At 65.9% G+C, this 15,516-nt stretch carries 12 protein-coding genes; 9 read left to right on the top strand and 3 right to left on the bottom strand.

The genetic code is table 11. The features are described 5' to 3' along the window. The first annotated feature begins 117 nt into the window (after positions 1 to 117). The 3 genes from CKW06_RS12770 to CKW06_RS12760 all read left to right on the top strand — a co-directional run bounded on the left by CKW06_RS12770 (position 118) and on the right by CKW06_RS12760 (position 3,699). Entirely contained in the window at positions 118 to 549 is a 432-nt protein-coding gene (locus CKW06_RS12770; RefSeq protein WP_005413499.1) for a BLUF domain-containing protein, read from the top strand. A 129-nt stretch (positions 550 to 678) separates the two neighbouring features. After that, entirely contained in the window at positions 679 to 957 is a 279-nt protein-coding gene (locus tag CKW06_RS12765; RefSeq protein WP_143578659.1) for a hypothetical protein, read from the top strand. Positions 958 to 1,050: 93 nt separating this feature from the next. After that, entirely contained in the window at positions 1,051 to 3,699 is a 2,649-nt protein-coding gene (locus tag CKW06_RS12760; RefSeq protein ID WP_024956810.1) for an excinuclease ABC subunit UvrA, read from the top strand. A gap of 65 nt (positions 3,700 to 3,764) precedes the next feature. On the opposite strand, the gene CKW06_RS12755 is transcribed toward CKW06_RS12760, so the two are convergent. Continuing rightward, entirely contained in the window at positions 3,765 to 4,667 is a 903-nt protein-coding gene (locus CKW06_RS12755) for a LysR family transcriptional regulator (protein WP_005409730.1), read from the bottom strand. Between the two features lie 109 nt (positions 4,668 to 4,776). On the opposite strand from CKW06_RS12755, the gene CKW06_RS12750 reads away from it, so the two are divergent. From CKW06_RS12750 to CKW06_RS12730, 5 genes are all read left to right on the top strand, one after another. Continuing rightward, complete coding sequence (locus CKW06_RS12750; RefSeq protein ID WP_024956811.1) at positions 4,777 to 5,898, top strand: 4-oxalomesaconate tautomerase; 1,122 nt, start codon at positions 4,777 to 4,779, stop codon at positions 5,896 to 5,898. A 75-nt stretch (positions 5,899 to 5,973) separates the two neighbouring features. Then, on the top strand, positions 5,974 to 7,032 hold the full coding sequence (locus CKW06_RS12745; protein WP_024956812.1) for an ABC transporter substrate-binding protein: 1,059 nt from the start codon (positions 5,974 to 5,976) through the stop codon (positions 7,030 to 7,032). 14 nt (positions 7,033 to 7,046) lie between these two features. Further along, on the top strand, positions 7,047 to 7,880 hold the full coding sequence (locus tag CKW06_RS12740) for an ABC transporter ATP-binding protein (RefSeq protein WP_024956813.1): 834 nt from the start codon (positions 7,047 to 7,049) through the stop codon (positions 7,878 to 7,880). Continuing rightward, on the top strand, positions 7,864 to 8,640 hold the full coding sequence (locus tag CKW06_RS12735) for an ABC transporter permease (protein WP_024956814.1): 777 nt from the start codon (positions 7,864 to 7,866) through the stop codon (positions 8,638 to 8,640). Before CKW06_RS12740 ends, CKW06_RS12735 begins: the two co-directional genes overlap by 17 nt. A gap of 134 nt (positions 8,641 to 8,774) precedes the next feature. Next, entirely contained in the window at positions 8,775 to 10,208 is a 1,434-nt protein-coding gene (locus CKW06_RS12730; RefSeq protein WP_024956815.1) for an OprO/OprP family phosphate-selective porin, read from the top strand. A gap of 25 nt (positions 10,209 to 10,233) precedes the next feature. Here CKW06_RS12730 and CKW06_RS12725 read toward each other — a convergent pair whose 3' ends face one another. After that, positions 10,234 to 11,481, bottom strand: a complete 1,248-nt coding sequence (locus CKW06_RS12725) for an arsenic transporter (RefSeq protein WP_024956816.1) — start codon at positions 11,479 to 11,481, stop codon at positions 10,234 to 10,236. A 191-nt stretch (positions 11,482 to 11,672) separates the two neighbouring features. After that, positions 11,673 to 14,249, bottom strand: a complete 2,577-nt coding sequence (locus CKW06_RS12720) for a glycoside hydrolase family 3 protein (protein ID WP_024956817.1) — start codon at positions 14,247 to 14,249, stop codon at positions 11,673 to 11,675. A 217-nt stretch (positions 14,250 to 14,466) separates the two neighbouring features. Between CKW06_RS12720 and CKW06_RS12715 the strand changes: the two genes are divergently transcribed. Further along, positions 14,467 to 15,513, top strand: a complete 1,047-nt coding sequence (locus CKW06_RS12715; RefSeq protein ID WP_005409722.1) for a LacI family DNA-binding transcriptional regulator — start codon at positions 14,467 to 14,469, stop codon at positions 15,511 to 15,513. The last annotated feature ends 3 nt before the right edge of the window (positions 15,514 to 15,516 follow it).

Here is a 15,516-nt window from a genome sequence, read left to right as displayed (position 1 = left end):
GCTGCCAGGCGCGAACCGTATTCTGAAGAATTAAGAATACGCATCACGGCCCGGACTTGCGCCGGGTGCTAGAGTGTGAATAGGTGCCGACGTGGCCCTGCATTCAAGGCGAAGTCCATGCCCATCCGGGCCGTTGTATACGCAAGCCAGGCCGTTGAAGGCCTTTCGATTGACCGCCTGGAAGCACTCGTCACCGATGCTGCGAGGTTCAACAAGCTTGCAGGGGTGACAGGCGTGCTGCTGCATGACGGCACGCGATTCGTGCAGTACTTCGAAGGGCCGGAAGATGGGGTGGCCAGCGTCTACGAGCGGGTGCTGCAATCGACCAGCCACACGGATGTGGTGGAGCTGGCCCGGGGGCGTGTCTCTACCCGGCAGTTCCCCTATTGGTCGATGCACCAGCTTCCTGCCGACCAGCTTCTGGTCGGCCGACTTGCCAGGGCCGACTGGTCACGCTTCAAGAGAAGCCAGCCCGAGGAGATTGCGGGTTCCGCGTGGGGTATTGATGTGCTGGCCGCTGCGGTTGAGCCCCACGTGCACGCCGCTTAGTTTGCGGTTCGGCGGCCGCTCCTTTTAGATGTGCAGCGACATGAAGGCTTTCATTACGCTCATCGCCGCATTTGCTGCGAGCCCGGCGCTTGCCGATTCCCCGCTGCCGCCGCCAGAAAGGTTCACGGCATGCTCCTCCACGCGAAATCTCTGTACCGATTCGGATCCAGCCGTCAATTCAACGCGGGTAACGCCACAGGCATCGGGTCAGGATGCCTGGCTGATATGCGGATGGCATCGCGGGTTGTTCCCGTCGGACGATGGGGCTCGGTCGTGGTCGGCTGCGAAGGCATGAACCTGGTTCCGGCTGACGTGACGTTGAGCGAGCCGGTGCTGCATTTCTACAATCGCGGCCGCCTCGTTCGCACGGCTACGCTCGATCAGTTGTATCGGCGCACCATGGCGTGACCACGCCATCACCCGCATTCACTCCACAACAGCGAAAATGCACTATCGGGCGCGCCCCTACGCGCGCCGCTCACTGCCTGCAGGATCGCGAAGATGTCCAAGCCCCCTTTTGGTGAATCGTCATGTGCCGCCGCTGCCAGCGGTTGCGTCGAGGTGCGTGGCGCGCGCGAGCACAACCTCAGGAATGTCGACGTCTCCATCCCGCGCAACGCATTGGTGGTGTTTTCCGGTGTTTCGGGCTCCGGCAAGTCATCGCTGGCGTTCGGCACGATCTTCGCGGAGGCGCAGCGGCGCTACTTTGAGTCGGTTGCGCCGTATGCACGGCGTCTGATCGACCAGGCCGGCGTGCCCGATGTGGACGCCATCGACGGGTTGCCGCCGGCAGTGGCCCTGCAGCAGCAGCGCGGCGCCAGCAACGCGCGCTCATCGGTGGGCAGCGTCACTACGCTGTCCAGCCTGGTGCGCATGATGTATTCGCGTGCAGGTGCATACCCGGCCAACCAGCCGATGCTTTACGCCGAGGACTTTTCGCCCAATACCCCGCAGGGCGCCTGCAGCACCTGTCACGGGCTGGGGCACGTCTACGAGGTGACGGAAGCCTTGATGGTGCCGGATCCGTCGCTGAGCATCCGCGAGCGCGCCATCGCCTCCTGGCCGCCGGCCTGGCATGGCCAGAACCTGCGCGACATCCTGGTCACGCTCGGCTACGACATCGACGTACCGTGGAAGAAGCTGCCGAAGAAGGATCGGGAGTGGATCCTGTTCACGGAGGAAACGCCCACCGTGCCGGTCTATGCAGGCTTCACGCCTGCCGAGACCCGGGCTGCGCTCAAGCGAAAGCTCGAGCCGAGCTACATGGGTACATACACCGGCGCGCGTCGCTATGTGCTGCATACCTTCGCCAACACCCAGAGCGCGCTGATGCGCAAACGGGTTTCCCGCTACATGGAAGGCAAGCTGTGCCCGGTCTGCCACGGAAAGCGGCTGAAGCCGGAAGCGCTCTCGGTCACCTTCGCGGGCGTGGATATCGGTGAGTTCATGCGGTTGCCCCTGGATCAACTGGCGGATCTGCTGGAGCCCATCGCGGAAGGTGATTTCGGTGCACACAGCAAGGGTGCACCTATCAGCACGCATGCGACACCCCGCGATCGTGCCCGGCGCGCCGCGAGTGGCCGCGCGACGCACGAGGGCGCCCCCGACGTGCGCCTGACCTCGGCCCTGTCCGAAGAGAAGCGGCTGGCCGCACAGCGGCTGGCGGGCGGAGTCATGGGGCGGGTACGGCAACTGCGCGAGCTTGGCCTGGGCTATCTCTCGCTGGACCGCGCCACGCCCACGCTGTCCGCCGGCGAACTGCAGCGCCTGCGGCTGGCCACGCAGCTCAGCTCGTTGCTGTTTGGTGTGCTGTACGTGCTCGACGAGCCTTCGGCCGGACTGCATCCCGCCGACAGCCAGGCGCTGTACGACGCGTTGGACCGGCTGCGTGATGGCGGAAACTCGGTGTTCGTGGTCGAGCACGATCTGGAGCTGATGCGCCGCGCGCAGTGGCTGGTGGACGTGGGCCCGGAGGCCGGCGAGCGGGGAGGGCGCGTGCTCTACAGCGGTGAGCCGGGCGGCCTGCGCCAGGTGCAGGAGTCGCGCACGGCACTGTATCTGTTCGACCAGGTACCCGCGCCCACCCGTCGGCAGCGCACCGCCACCCACTGGCTGGAACTGCAGGGCATCCATCGCCACAACCTGCAGGGAGTGGACGCGCAGGTGCCGCTGGGATTGCTGACGGCCGTGACCGGCATTTCGGGGTCGGGCAAGTCCAGCCTGATGGCACAGGCCTTGCCCGAGCTGATGCTGCTGCACCTGGGGCATGAACCCGCGGACGATGGCGCCGAGGCGTCGCCGAACGACGGGCCGACGGTGATGGAAACCACCCGAGGCCAGTTGGCCGGTGATGTGGACGCCATCCAGCGGGTCGTGCAGGTCGACCAGAAGCCGATTGGCCGCACACCGCGCTCCAACCTCGCCACCTATACCGGGATGTTCGATCACGTACGCAAACTGTTCGCGGCGACGCCCGCCGCACGTCGTCGTCGCTTCGATGCGGGTCGTTTCTCGTTCAACGTAGCCAAGGGCCGATGCGAAACCTGCGAAGGCGAGGGTTTCGTGAGTGTCGAACTGCTGTTCATGCCCAGCGTCTATGCCCCATGCCCCACCTGCCACGGCGCCCGCTACAACGAGGCCACGCTGAAGGTGCTGTGGAACGACCGCAACATCGCCGAGGTCCTGCAGATGACCGTGGACCAGGCGCATGCATTCTTCATGGCGGAAGAGGTCATTGCCCGGCCGTTGCAGCTGCTGCAGGACATCGGCCTGGGTTACCTGAGGCTGGGCCAGCCGGCCACGGAGCTTTCAGGCGGCGAGGCCCAGCGCATCAAGCTGGCCACTGAACTGCAGCGCAGCCAGCGCGGGCGCACGCTTTACGTGCTGGACGAACCCACCACCGGCCTGCACGCGTCGGATGCGGACAGGCTGCTGGTTCAGCTGCAGCGGCTGGTCGACGCAGGAAATACGGTGGTGATGATCGAGCATGACATGCGGGCGGTCGCCCAGGCGGACTGGGTGATTGACGTCGGGCCGGGCGCAGGCAGCGCGGGTGGCACCATCGTGGCGAAGGGAACGCCGCAACAGGTGGCCCGCGCGCGGGGAAGCAGGACAGCGCCTTTCCTTGCGCGCGAGCTGGCTCCTCTGTAGGGCCGAGCCATGCCCGGCCATCACCCTCGGCCAGATCCGGGGGCGGCCTGTCCAGCAAACGATGCTCAGGTCTCCCCGCGCCACTGGCTCATCAACATCTGCAGAAAGCGTTCCGCAGTAGGCGAGAGCAGGGCGCCCCGGCGACGGACGATCCCGATCGTGCGCGACACCACGGGGTTACCAATCGTGCGCGTCACCAGGGTCGGATGATCCCCGTCCGGCGTGGCCATTTTCGGCAGGACCGACACGCCGATGCCGGCCTCGACCATGCCCAGTGACGTCGACAGGTGGGTCACTTCGTAGTGCCAGCTCAGCTTGAGGTTCTCGCGCGCCAGGGCACCATCCAGCAGCGTGCGGTTGCCGCTGGTGCGATGCACGGTGATCAGCTGGTGCTCGGCCAGATCGGCCCATTCCACCTTGCGCTTGCGGGCCAGCGGATGATCGCGTCGGCAGGCCAGCACGAAGGGATCTTCGGCCAGCACGTCGAAATCGAGATTCGGATCGTTGGCGCCCATGAAGTTGATGCCGAACTCGACTTCGCCACGCTCTACCGCCTGCAGGCCTTCGGTGGCCGGGATATCCAGGATCCGGAAGCGCACGTTGGGATGCGCTTCGTGGAAACGCGCCATCACGCTGGGCAGGAAGTAGAACGCCGCCGTGGGCAGGCAGGCGATGGTGACGGTAGCGCCCCGCGTATCGTCCCGGCCCCGCAGTGAGAACAGTGACCCATCGAATTCCTCCAGCATACGACGCACCAGCGGCAGCAGGTTCTCGCCGACGGCGGTGGTGCTGACGCTGCGCGTGGTGCGCTCCAGCAGTGGCGAACCCACAGCCTGCTCCAGCTTCTGTATCCGTCGGCTGAGTGCCGGCTGGGAGACGTGCAGGATCTCCGCGGCGCGGTGGAAGCTGCGCGTCTCCGACACCAGCAGGAATGCGCGTAGATCCAGGATCTCGCAATTGATGCTCATTGGGTATCAATCATCCAAAAATCAGCAATTCACAGATCAATTGGGGTCATGCCAGTATCGAATCACAGAGGGGTCATTCATCCCCTACACGCATCAATCTAACACACGTATGTCCAACGATCTGCTCAGCATTCCCTGCGTACTCATGCGCGGTGGTACATCCAAGGGCCCGTTCTTCCTGGCCAGCGACCTTCCGGCGGACGTTGTTGAACGCGATCGCCTGCTGGTGGAAGTAATGGGGTCGGGCCATCCGCTGCAGATCGATGGCATCGGTGGCGGCAACGCACTGACCAGCAAGGTGGCCATCATCGATCGATCCAGCCGGGCAGACGCCGACGTGGACTATCTGTTCGCCCAGGTACGGGTGGAGCAGCAGGTGGTGGACACGTCCCCCAACTGCGGCAACATGCTGGCGGCGGTGGGCCCGTACGCCATCGAGCGGGGGCTGGTGCAGGCTCAGGATCCGCAGACCGAGGTGCGCATCCACAACGTCAACACCGGCAAGCTGATCATCGCCACGGTGGAAACGCCGGGTGGCCATCTGGTCTACCGCGGTGATACGCGCATTGCCGGCGCACCGGGCTCGGCCGCGCCGGTCAGGCTTTCCTTCCTTGATGCCGCAGGCGCCCGCACCGGCAAGCTGCTGCCCAGCGGCCACGCCCGGGAAACCATCGATGGCGTGCCGGTCAGCCTGGTGGACTGCGCCATGCCGATGATGCTGGTGCATGCCGAGGACCTGGGCGTGCGCGGTGATGCATCGCCCGCCGAACTGAACGCGGATGCCGCGCTCATGCGCCGGCTGGAAGCGCTGCGCATCGAGGCGGGCGCCCGCATGGGCATCGCCGACGCCGGCAACAAGGTCATTCCCAAGCCGGTGCTGCTGTCGGCGCCGCAACACGGCGGCGATCTGCAGGTGCGTTACTTCATGCCGCACCAATGCCACACCGCACTGGCCATTACCGGCGCGGTCGGCCTGGCTACCGCCGCCGTCACGCCGGGCACGCTGGCCCACACTTTGGTCGGGTGCCTGTCCGTTCCCGGCAGCATTACCCTCGAACATCCGAGCGGGGACCTGCAGGTGGGCCTCAGTCGCAGCTCGGATGACGCACCGGTGATTGCCAGCGTGGTCCGCACCGCACGCCGATTGTTCGAAGGTCGCGTGTTTGCGACAACGCCAGTGCCTGCCATGGCCAGTTCCACCCAAGCCCGCCAATGGACGTCAGCGGCATGATCTGAACCCGGCAGGGCCGGCGCAGACGCGCATGCCAGCCATTACAACGTAGATGCTTCACTCCTGGGAGGGATGATGTACAAGCAGTTCTTCATGGCCGCGCTGTGCGCGGCCGGTCTGGCCGCGGCCGGTTGCAGCAACAGCGGGCGCCCCGATGGCGCATCCACCGGCACCGGTGACGATGCACCCGTGCGCATCAGCGTCGGCTCCTACAACCTCAACAACCTTCCGTTCTTCATTGCCGATGCCAAGGGCTACTTCAAGGACGTCGGCCTGGACGTAAGAACCGAGAACTTCGCCCAGGGTGGCTCGAAGGTGCTGCAGGCCCTGGTGGCGAATTCCACCGACGTGGCGGTCGGTTTCTACGACCACACCATCCAGATGCAGGCCAAGGGCAAGGACGTGGTGGCCTTCGTGCTGCTCTCGCGCAATTCCGGCCTGGTGATGGCGGGGCGCGAAGACGCCACGTTTGATCCTGCGCGACCGGAGTCCATCAAGGGCCAGAAGGTCGGCATCACCGCACCGGGCTCCTCGTCCGACTTCTTCGTCCGCCACTTTCTGGCGCAGCACGATATTCCGGCCGACAGCATTTCGCTGATCGGCGTCGGCTCCGGCGCTGCTGCAGTCGCCGCGCTCGAGCAGGGCAAGATCGACCTGCTGGTCAACTACGATCCGGCTGCAACCCTGATCACCGAGCGCAAGGTCGGGAAGATCATCCTTGACGCGCGCAGCGACGAAGGCGCCCGCCAGGTCTATGGCGGGTTGTACCCGACCTCGGTGATGTATGCCAACCAGAGCTTCCTGGACAAGCGCCCCGAAGCGGCCGAGAAGATCGCCCGTGCCGAGCAGATGGCGTTGAAGTTCATCGCCGACAACAGTGCCGAGGAGATCGTTGCCGCGCTGCCGGACAGCTACGTCTCCGGCGACCGCGCCACCTATGCCCGCGCGGTGGAGAACGCGCGCGCGATATTCACCCGCGATGGACGCTTCACGCCGGCCGACCTGGAGACGCCGTTGAAGGTGCTGCGTGAGTTCAATACGGATGTGGCCAAGGCCAACATCGATCTGTCCAAGACCTACACCAATGCCTTCGTCGAGCGTGCCAACGCTGCGGCGCCGGCTGCCCAACCGTAAGCGGAGGTAACCCCATGGCCCTTAATGCCACCGTGCGCCAACTCAACGGCGCACCGCAGCTGGAGCCTGCACAGACCATGGTCGCCATCAACAAGGTGACCATGTCCTTCGGCGAGTTCACCGCCGTTCGCGATGTCGACATCCAGGTAGGTGACGGCGAGTTCCTCGCCATCGTTGGGCCCACCGGCTGCGGCAAGAGCACCATCCTCAATTCCGTAGCTGGCCTGCTGAGGCCATCCTCGGGCGACGTGGCCATCGATGGCCGCACGGTCAGCGGCGTGCAGGAGTCGGTCGGCTACCTGTTCCAGCAGGACGCCCTGCTGCCGTGGAAGACAGCTTTCCAGAACGTCGAGCTGGGCCTGCGCTTCCGCGGCGTGCCCGAAGCCGAACGCAAGGCCAAGGCCAACGCGTGGCTGGCCAAGGTCGGCCTGGCCGGTTTCGAGCATCGCTATCCGCACCAGTTGTCCGGTGGCCAGCGCAAGCGTGTGCAGATGGCGCAGGCGCTGATCGTCGAGCCGAAGGTGATCCTGATGGACGAGCCGTTCTCGGCGCTGGACATCCACACCCGCCACCTGATGCAGAACGAGCTGCTGCGCCTGTGGCAGGAGGATCGCCGCTCGGTGATCCTGATTACCCATGACCTGGAAGAAGCAATCGCGCTGGGTGACCGCGTGGTGGTGCTGTCCTCCGGCCCGGCGAGCCGCGTGGTGCGCAGTTTCGACGTGGATCTGGAACGGCCGCGCAACGTGGCCGAGATCAAGCTGGATGACCGTTTCACCGACCTGTACCGCGACATCTGGGCCTGCCTGCGCGGCGAAGTGGAGAAGAGCTATGCACGCCAAGACTGACAAGTTCATCCAGCTCGCGCTGGTGGTCGCCGTGTTCGGTGGCTGGGAAGGTGGCATCGCGCTGGGAGTGATCGATCCGTTCTTCTTCCCCTCGCCAACGGTCATCGTGCAGCAGGCCTGGACCTGGCTGTCCGATACCTCCTTCTACCAACATGTGTACATCACGCTGACCGAAACCGCACTGGGCTACATCATCGGCACCGGCCTGGGCGTGGCCGGCGGTGTCTGGCTGGGCCTGAGCCGGCGCTCGGCGCGCATCCTGGATCCCTTCATCAAAGGCTTCAACGCGATTCCGCGTGTAGTGCTGGCGCCGATTTTCGTGTTGTGGCTGGGGCTGGGCCTGTGGTCGAAGGTGGCGCTGGCGGTCACGCTGGTGTTCTTCACTACGTTCTTCAATGCCATGCAGGGCGTGCGCGAGGTGAACCCGGTGGTGCTGGCCAACGCCCGCATCCTGGGGGCGAGCCGCAGTGACCTGCTGCGCCATGTCTACTTCCCCGCAGCGGCGAGCTGGATCCTGTCTTCGCTGCGTACTTCGGTCGGCTTTGCAGTGGTCGGTGCGATCATTGGTGAGTACCTCGGCGCTTCGGCGGGCCTGGGCTACCTGATCGCGCAGGCCGAGGGCAACTTCAATGCCGTGGGTGTGTTCGCCGGCATCATCATCCTGGCCGCCTTCGTGCTGGTCATCGACGCCCTGCTGGACGTGGTCGAGAACAAGCTGATCACCTGGCGTCCCAACGCCCAGGCACAGGCCACCAGCTGACCGGGCCGGGTTGAGCCCGCCTGCCGCGCCGCCGGTCCGATCCGGCGGCGCGAGCTTCCTCCCCCGATCTTCCCCCGCACCACCGCAACAGGCCAGCGCCGGGCCAGGGGGCCGGCTGGCCGGAGAGAGAGTCCATGAACCCTTCCACCGTGCTGCCGCTGGCAGCGCTGCCGGTCGCGCTCGGCCTGCTGTTGGCCAGTGGCCACGCCGACGCCCAGTCCACTCCTTCGCCGCCCGCGCCGTTGAGCCAGGCCGAGCTGTCACGCCTGGTGCAGCAGCAGGCGCTGCAGATCCAGCAATTGGAAGCGCGCCTCCGCGCCGTCGAGGGCGGGCAGGGCACTGCGGCCGCACTATCCGCGCCGCCCGCGCCCGCGCTGGAAACGCGGGTGGCCGCACTGGAATCCGGCCAGTCCAGGCAGCCCAATGTCTCTTGGGCCAAGGGCGCACCCGAGTTCAGCAGCGCCGACGGCACTACGGTGTTCCGTCCCCGCGGCCGCCTGTTCGTCGATGCCTCCAGTACGGACGGTTCGGCGGTCGGTGATCGCAACGTTTCGGGCACCGAGGTCCGTTCGGTGCGCCTGGGGGCCGAGGGACGCTACGGCACACTGGGCTGGGTGGTGGAGGGTGACTTCGCCGACAACGCGGTGGCCTGGAAGTCGGTCTACGCCACGCTGGACCACACCCTGTTCGGCCTGCCGGCCGATCTCACGATGGGCAACCGCTTGAACGATCGCGGTATCGATGGCTCCAGCAGCACCTCCAACACGCCGTTCCAGGAACGCAACGTGGTCGGCACGCTGATGCTGCCGCAGCGCGGCCTGTTCGGTGTCGGGCTGACCGAGCGCGTGTATGGAAAGGGCTGGCACGCCAGCCTGTCGGTGGCCGGCAACGATCTCAACAACGCCGGAACCGACAACGACAGCCAGACCTGGACCACGCGCGTGCACTGGAATCCGCTGGACACCGCTGCTGCCACGTTGCATCTGGGCGCATGGGCGTTCCACGAGAAGATTCCCGCCGGGGCCAGCGGCGTGGTGCGCAGTTCGGCCATCGCGGGACATTTCAACGATCTGGTCAGGATCACACCGGGCACGCTGCTGGGCGCCGAGCGCAGCACCGCCTACGGTGCCGAACTGGCCGGCTTCTTCGGCCCGGCGTGGGCAACGGGCGAGTGGGGTACGCGAACCCTGCGCGGGGCCGATGCCGGCGGTCGCTACGATCGCGACCACGCGGCGTGGGCGATTTCTGCCGGCTGGTTCCTGGCGGGCGCGCTGCCGTCGTACTCGGGCAAGGCCGGTACCTGGGGGAAGGTGAAGGTCGCCGATCCGGTGACGCGCGGCGGCGGCGGTGCCTGGGAGCTGAAGGGCCGCTATGAAGACGTGGACTATGCCGAGCTGCCCAGTGGCGGTACCGGTAACGCGTGGACCCTGGGCGCGAACTGGTACCTCAACGATTTCAGTCGCGTGATGTTCGAAGCCGTCCGTTGGCAGACCCGTCACCGCAGCGGCAGTGCAATGGGCAGGGATGAAGGCACCACCTTCAATACCCGCCTGCAGCTGGTCTTCTAGGGCAGGGGCGCCGCCTGCACTCTGGTCACAGCAGCAACAACGCTGCGATGAGTGCAGGTGGCATCACCAGCGCGCCGACGCGCAGGAAGTCGAGCGCGCTGACATGCTCGCCTTCGCGACGCAACGCCATCAGCCACAGCATCGTGGCCAACGAGCCGGTCACCGACAGGTTCGGGCCCAGATCCACGCCGACCAGCAATGCGGCACGGGTCTGCGCCGGCAGGTCCGCCATCTGCCCCAACGAACCAGCCGCCAGGCCGACCGGCAGATTGTTGGCCACGTTGCTCAGCAGTGCAGCGGCGCCGCCGGCCAGCCAGCTGGCCTGGTGCGGCGACGTATTCGCCAGCGCCTGCAGCGCGCTGGCCGAACTCTGGATGACACCGGTCTGCGCTACCGCTTCCACCAGCACGAACAGCCCCGCCACCAGCGGCAGCACCCCCCAGGATACGTGGCGCAGCAGCGGCAGCGGGCTGCGTCGCTGGCGGATCGCCACTGCCACCACGCTCAGCGTGCCCGCGCAGAACGTGGTCAGGCCCAACGGCCCGTTCAAGGCGGACGTAACCAGCAGCACCGTGCCGGTGAACAGCACGCCCAGTTCGCTCAGTCGGCCGCCGTCGGTCAACGGGCGATGCGCCGGCGCGGCCACCAGCGGCTGTGCGATTTCGCGACGGTGCACCCAGCGCAGCACAAGATAGGTCGCACCGATCGCCGCCAGCGAGGGCAGTGCGAACTGCGCCAGCCACTGCAGCAGCGGCGGCATGTGCTGGCCGTACACCACGAGATTGGCCGGGTTGGAGATGGGCAACACGAAGCTGGCCGCGTTGGCGATGAAGGCACAGACGAACAGGTACGGCAGGGGATTGGCCCGGGCCGCCTTGCAGGCCGCGTAGACCGCCGGCGTCAGCACCACGGCTGTCGCATCATTGGAAAGAAACACCGTTACCAGCGTGCCGACCAGGAACACCAGGTCGAACAGGCGTCGCCCGGATCCGCCCGCGTGCCGCACCGCGTACAACGCCAGCCAGTCGAACAGCCCTTCGCGGCGTGCGAGCTCGGCCAGCACCATCATGCCGACCAGGAACAGGTAGACATCGCGGCCTTCGGCGACTGCGTGCCAGGTAGTACCGAACGACACAATGCCGCTGAGCGGAAGCAGCGCGGCCGCACCGAGCGCCCACACGTACTCCGGGATGCGGAACGGACGGAACAGCAGGCCGACAGTGGCAACGGCCACCGCCATCCAGATGATGAGGGAAGAATGGGAAGCAAGCATGGAGTAGGGGCGTGCGCGGCGCCGCCCATCGACCGCGTCGCCGGTTCTCCGGCGCATGTGATCGGCGTGCAGGCGCCCGCTGCGATCAGTGCAAGTGCCGGGGTGGCAGCATCATACCGTGCCGGCTGCCCAGCGAATGCCCTGGCGCGGCACGTTACGTGACGGCCGCACCAGGGCATTCAACACCGCGCCTACTGCGTCGCACACTCCACCTTGCGATCGAACTCGGTGCCCAGTACGACCGAGGTGATCGCAAGCGTTGTGCCCTTTCCGGCGCGCAGCGCAAACGGCACGTTCAAGCGGCTCATGTCCGCCCCGGCCTTGGCCAGGCACTTGAGGGGAACGCCCAGCCTGACCCACTCATTGCGCGGCGCCACCGACAGCGCAGGGCCCAGCGCAACCTCGGCAGCACAGGCCGCCCCGCAGGCGGTACCGAGTGTCACTGCGGCTTCTGCCGGGAGCTGTTCGACACGCACGGTTGCTACCACGGACAGCTCGCCGTTGGTCTCGCGCGACCAGTCCAGCGGAGTATTGGCCTGCAACGCCACCGTGGCCGGCGCCCGGAAACTGAACCGGCGTGCGCCCTCCTGCACATCGGTGTTGATTGCGACCATCGCCAGTGACTGGTCGGCAGTCGTTGCATTGGGGTGCACGACATCGGTCGATTCGCCATTGGCGGCAGTCAGGCGAAGCATCAGCCCAGTGCCGGCCACACCACGATCGAACAGGGTACCGCTACCGGCGGCGTCCGGATCAATGCCCGGGTCCTCGGAAAGCGCAGGCAGATTTCCCTTGTCGGCATAGGTAAGGCCGTATCCGAAGGCGAACTGCGGGTCGTAGTCCTTCTGCCCCACGTTGTTCTGGTACTGGTTGGCGCGGCGTGGCCAGGAGTAGCTCAGCTTTCCGCGGAAGTCGTGTTGCACGCGCCCATCGGCCCCACGCAGCAGCACATCGGCCACGCCCCCACCTTCCGATCCCGGCAGCCACGCGGCCACGAAGGCATCGGCGGCGTTGATTTCGCGGTTCAGCCACAACGGGCGCCCGCTCAGGAACACCCCCACGACCGGAATGCCGTCTGCCTTCAGGCGTCGCATCAGCTCCAGGTCTCCGGACTTGCCGTTCTTGAACATCAGGTTGGGCAGGTCGCCCTGGAATTCGGCATACGGATCTTCGCCGAACACCACGATGGCCACATCCGGCCGGTTGCGGTAGCGGCCATCGACCGCCAGTTCGGCCTGGCCGCCGCCCGACCTGACCTGTGCCTCCAGACCTTCCCAGATCGTTTCAGCATTCGGGAAGTCCTCCCGACGCGTGCCATCGCCCTGCCAGCTGAGCGTCCAGCCGCCCGCCTGACGGCTCATGTCGTTCGCGGCATCGCCCGCAACCAGCACCCGTTGTTTCGGCGGGAGTGGCAGCAGCTGGTTCTGGTTCTTGAGCAGCACCAGCGATTCACGCACGGCCTGCCGCGCCACCTGGCGATGCGCCGGCGACCCGAGCAGCTCGAATCTGCCGCCCAATGCGCGCTCGGACGGCTTGGGTTTGTCGAACAGGCCCATGCGCATCTTCGCCCGCAGAATGCGGCGAACGGCATCGTCCAGCCGCGCCTCCGGCAGGCTGCCGTCCTTCACGTGGGCCAGCGTGCTTTCGTACATGCCTTTCCAGCTGTCCGGCGCCATCGCCATGTCCAGGCCGGCAACATAGGTCTTCGCGCAATCGGTGTTGCTGCAGCCCTTGATCTGGCCATGGCCGTTCCAGTCACCGACCACGAAGCCGCCGAAGCCCATCCGACCCTTCAGCACATCGGTCAACAACGGCTTGTGCCCATGCATCTTCTCGCCATGGAAGCTGTTGAAGGACGCCATCACCGACTGCGCGCCCGCATTGATCGCCGGCAGGTATCCGGCGGCATGGATGTCGCGCAGTTCTGCCTCGCTGACCGTGGTGTTGCCCTGGTCCTTGCCATTGCCCGTGCCGCCATCGCCGAGAAAATGCTTGACCGTGGTCATCACGTGGTGGTCGTCGAGGAAGTCGGCCGCGCCGGCCTTGCCCTGCAGGCCTTCGACGAATGCGCCTGCATAGCTGGCCACCAATGCCGGATCTTCCGAGTAGCCTTCGTACGTGCGCCCCCAGCGGTCGTCCTGCGGAACGGCCACGGTCGGCGCGAAGGTCCATTCCATGCCGGTCACACGGGTTTCGGCAGCGGTGATCCTTGCGATCTCGCGCAGCAGTTCCGGGTTGCGCGCTGCGCCCAGGCCGATGTTGTGCGGGAACAGAGTGGCACCCACCACATTGCTCTGGCCATGCATCGCATCAATGCCCCAGACGATGGGAATGGCCTTGCCACCGTTGCGCGTGTCCATCGAGGCTTCCCAGAACGCGTCGGCCAGCGCAAGCCATTCGGCGGGTTTTGCGTTGTAGCGGCCACCTGGGTCGGATGCGCCGCCCGCCAGTATTGAACCCAATCGATATCTGCGCACGTCGTCGGGCGTGATGCTGGCGATATCGCCCTGTACGATCTGGCCGACCTTTTCTTCCAGCGTCATTGATGCGATCAGCGCGTCGATGCGTCGTTCCATGGCCGGATCGTTGGCCAGCGGCCAGGTTGCCTTGGGCCAGTGCGCGGGAGTGATGGTACCTGAGTCGTTCACCGGGGCAGGGGCCGCACCGGTCGCAGGCACCAGCGCCATGGCAAGCGATGCAGCCAGCATCAGGCGGTGTGGACGTAGAACGGGGTTGCGCTTCGCACGATCGGAATGACGGACGTTCATCGGAACAATCATCTCGGAAGGGTGGCTTGGGTGGGCTCGGCGACCAGAAAGCAACCTGACAGCGTTGTCAGTCGGAAACCGAGCATACCCAGCCGGTGGAACGAATGCTTGCTGCACAGCGGCATGGGTTTTGAGGATAAAGTTGCATCTGCATCCACATCCCGTGGTGCAGGATTTCGGTAGAGATGGTGAGGCTATGACGGGCAGAGGGCGGGGGATGCCGGGACCTGAGCAGGTGCTCGCAGGCAGGCCGGGACGCGTGCGGATCGAGGATGTCGCGGCAACGGCCGGGGTCTCGATGAAGACCGTCTCGCGGGTGCTCAACAACGAGCCGAACGTCTCCAAGAGCACCCGGGCCCGGGTGGACGCGGCAGTGGAAAAGCTGCGCTACCGCCCCTTGCCCTCGGCACGGGTCCTCGCCGGCCGGCGTTCCTACCTCATCGCGATGCTCTTCGATAATCCGTCCTCGAACTATCTGATGGAGATCGAGATGGGGGTGCTGGACGCATGCATGGAACAGCACTACAACCTGATGCTCGCTCCGCTGATCTACGACGCGGCCGATATCGTGGAAAAGGTCGAGTCATTGATCATGCAGTCGCAGCTCGACGGCGTGGTGCTGACGCCGCCCCTGACCGACGACACGGCCCTGCTGGAGCGCCTGGTCGATCTGGGCATTCCGTACTCCAGCATTTCGGCGAAGGAACAGAACCGGAACGTGGGCGTCGTCGTGGATGAAATCGGCGCGGTGGTGGCGCTGATCGCACACCTGGCCTCGCTGGGCCATACCCGCATCGCCCATATCAAGGGACACGCCGCGCATGGCGCAAGCATGTGGCGCCTGGCAGGCTATCGCGAAGGCCTGCGCAGGGCAGGCCTGCGCTACGACCCCAGCCTGGTGCTGGAAGGTGAGTTCTCGTACGAATCCGGCTACATCGGCGCCAACGCACTGCTTGATCGGCCTGATCGGCCGACCGCCATCTTCGCTGCCAACGACGATATGGCGGCCGGGGTCATCTGCGCGGTGTTCGAGCACGGCCTTTCGGTGCCGGGCGACATCTCGGTCTGTGGTTTCGATGACACGCCGATCGCCCGCCAGATCTATCCGGCGTTGACCACGGTCTGCCAGCCCACCCGTGAGATGGGCCGGCGCGCGGCCATGGAGCTGATCAAGGAAGTGCGCGAGCTCGGCAGCGGTGGCGTGGTCGATATTGACTACGCCCTGCAGGTCCGGCGATCCACGGGACCGGTCCGTCACGATTGAACG

The organism is Stenotrophomonas maltophilia (genome assembly GCF_900186865.1).
Taxonomy (GTDB): domain Bacteria; phylum Pseudomonadota; class Gammaproteobacteria; order Xanthomonadales; family Xanthomonadaceae; genus Stenotrophomonas; species Stenotrophomonas maltophilia.
This window is presented reverse-complemented; position numbering and strand designations above follow the sequence as displayed.

Coding starts and splice junctions, on each gene's coding strand:
- CKW06_RS12745 (WP_024956812.1), top strand. CDS start 5,974: ATGTACAAGCAGTTCTTCATGGCCGCGCTGTGCGCGGCCGGTCTGGCC.
- CKW06_RS12770 (WP_005413499.1), top strand. CDS start 118: ATGCCCATCCGGGCCGTTGTATACGCAAGCCAGGCCGTTGAAGGCCTT.
- CKW06_RS12740 (WP_024956813.1), top strand. CDS start 7,047: ATGGCCCTTAATGCCACCGTGCGCCAACTCAACGGCGCACCGCAGCTG.
- CKW06_RS12720 (WP_024956817.1), bottom strand. CDS start 14,249: ATGAACGTCCGTCATTCCGATCGTGCGAAGCGCAACCCCGTTCTACGT.
- CKW06_RS12725 (WP_024956816.1), bottom strand. CDS start 11,481: ATGCTTGCTTCCCATTCTTCCCTCATCATCTGGATGGCGGTGGCCGTT.
- CKW06_RS12735 (WP_024956814.1), top strand. CDS start 7,864: ATGCACGCCAAGACTGACAAGTTCATCCAGCTCGCGCTGGTGGTCGCC.
- CKW06_RS12755 (WP_005409730.1), bottom strand. CDS start 4,667: ATGAGCATCAATTGCGAGATCCTGGATCTACGCGCATTCCTGCTGGTG.
- CKW06_RS12715 (WP_005409722.1), top strand. CDS start 14,467: ATGCCGGGACCTGAGCAGGTGCTCGCAGGCAGGCCGGGACGCGTGCGG.
- CKW06_RS12765 (WP_143578659.1), top strand. CDS start 679: ATGCTCCTCCACGCGAAATCTCTGTACCGATTCGGATCCAGCCGTCAA.
- CKW06_RS12750 (WP_024956811.1), top strand. CDS start 4,777: ATGTCCAACGATCTGCTCAGCATTCCCTGCGTACTCATGCGCGGTGGT.
- CKW06_RS12760 (WP_024956810.1), top strand. CDS start 1,051: ATGTCCAAGCCCCCTTTTGGTGAATCGTCATGTGCCGCCGCTGCCAGC.
- CKW06_RS12730 (WP_024956815.1), top strand. CDS start 8,775: ATGAACCCTTCCACCGTGCTGCCGCTGGCAGCGCTGCCGGTCGCGCTC.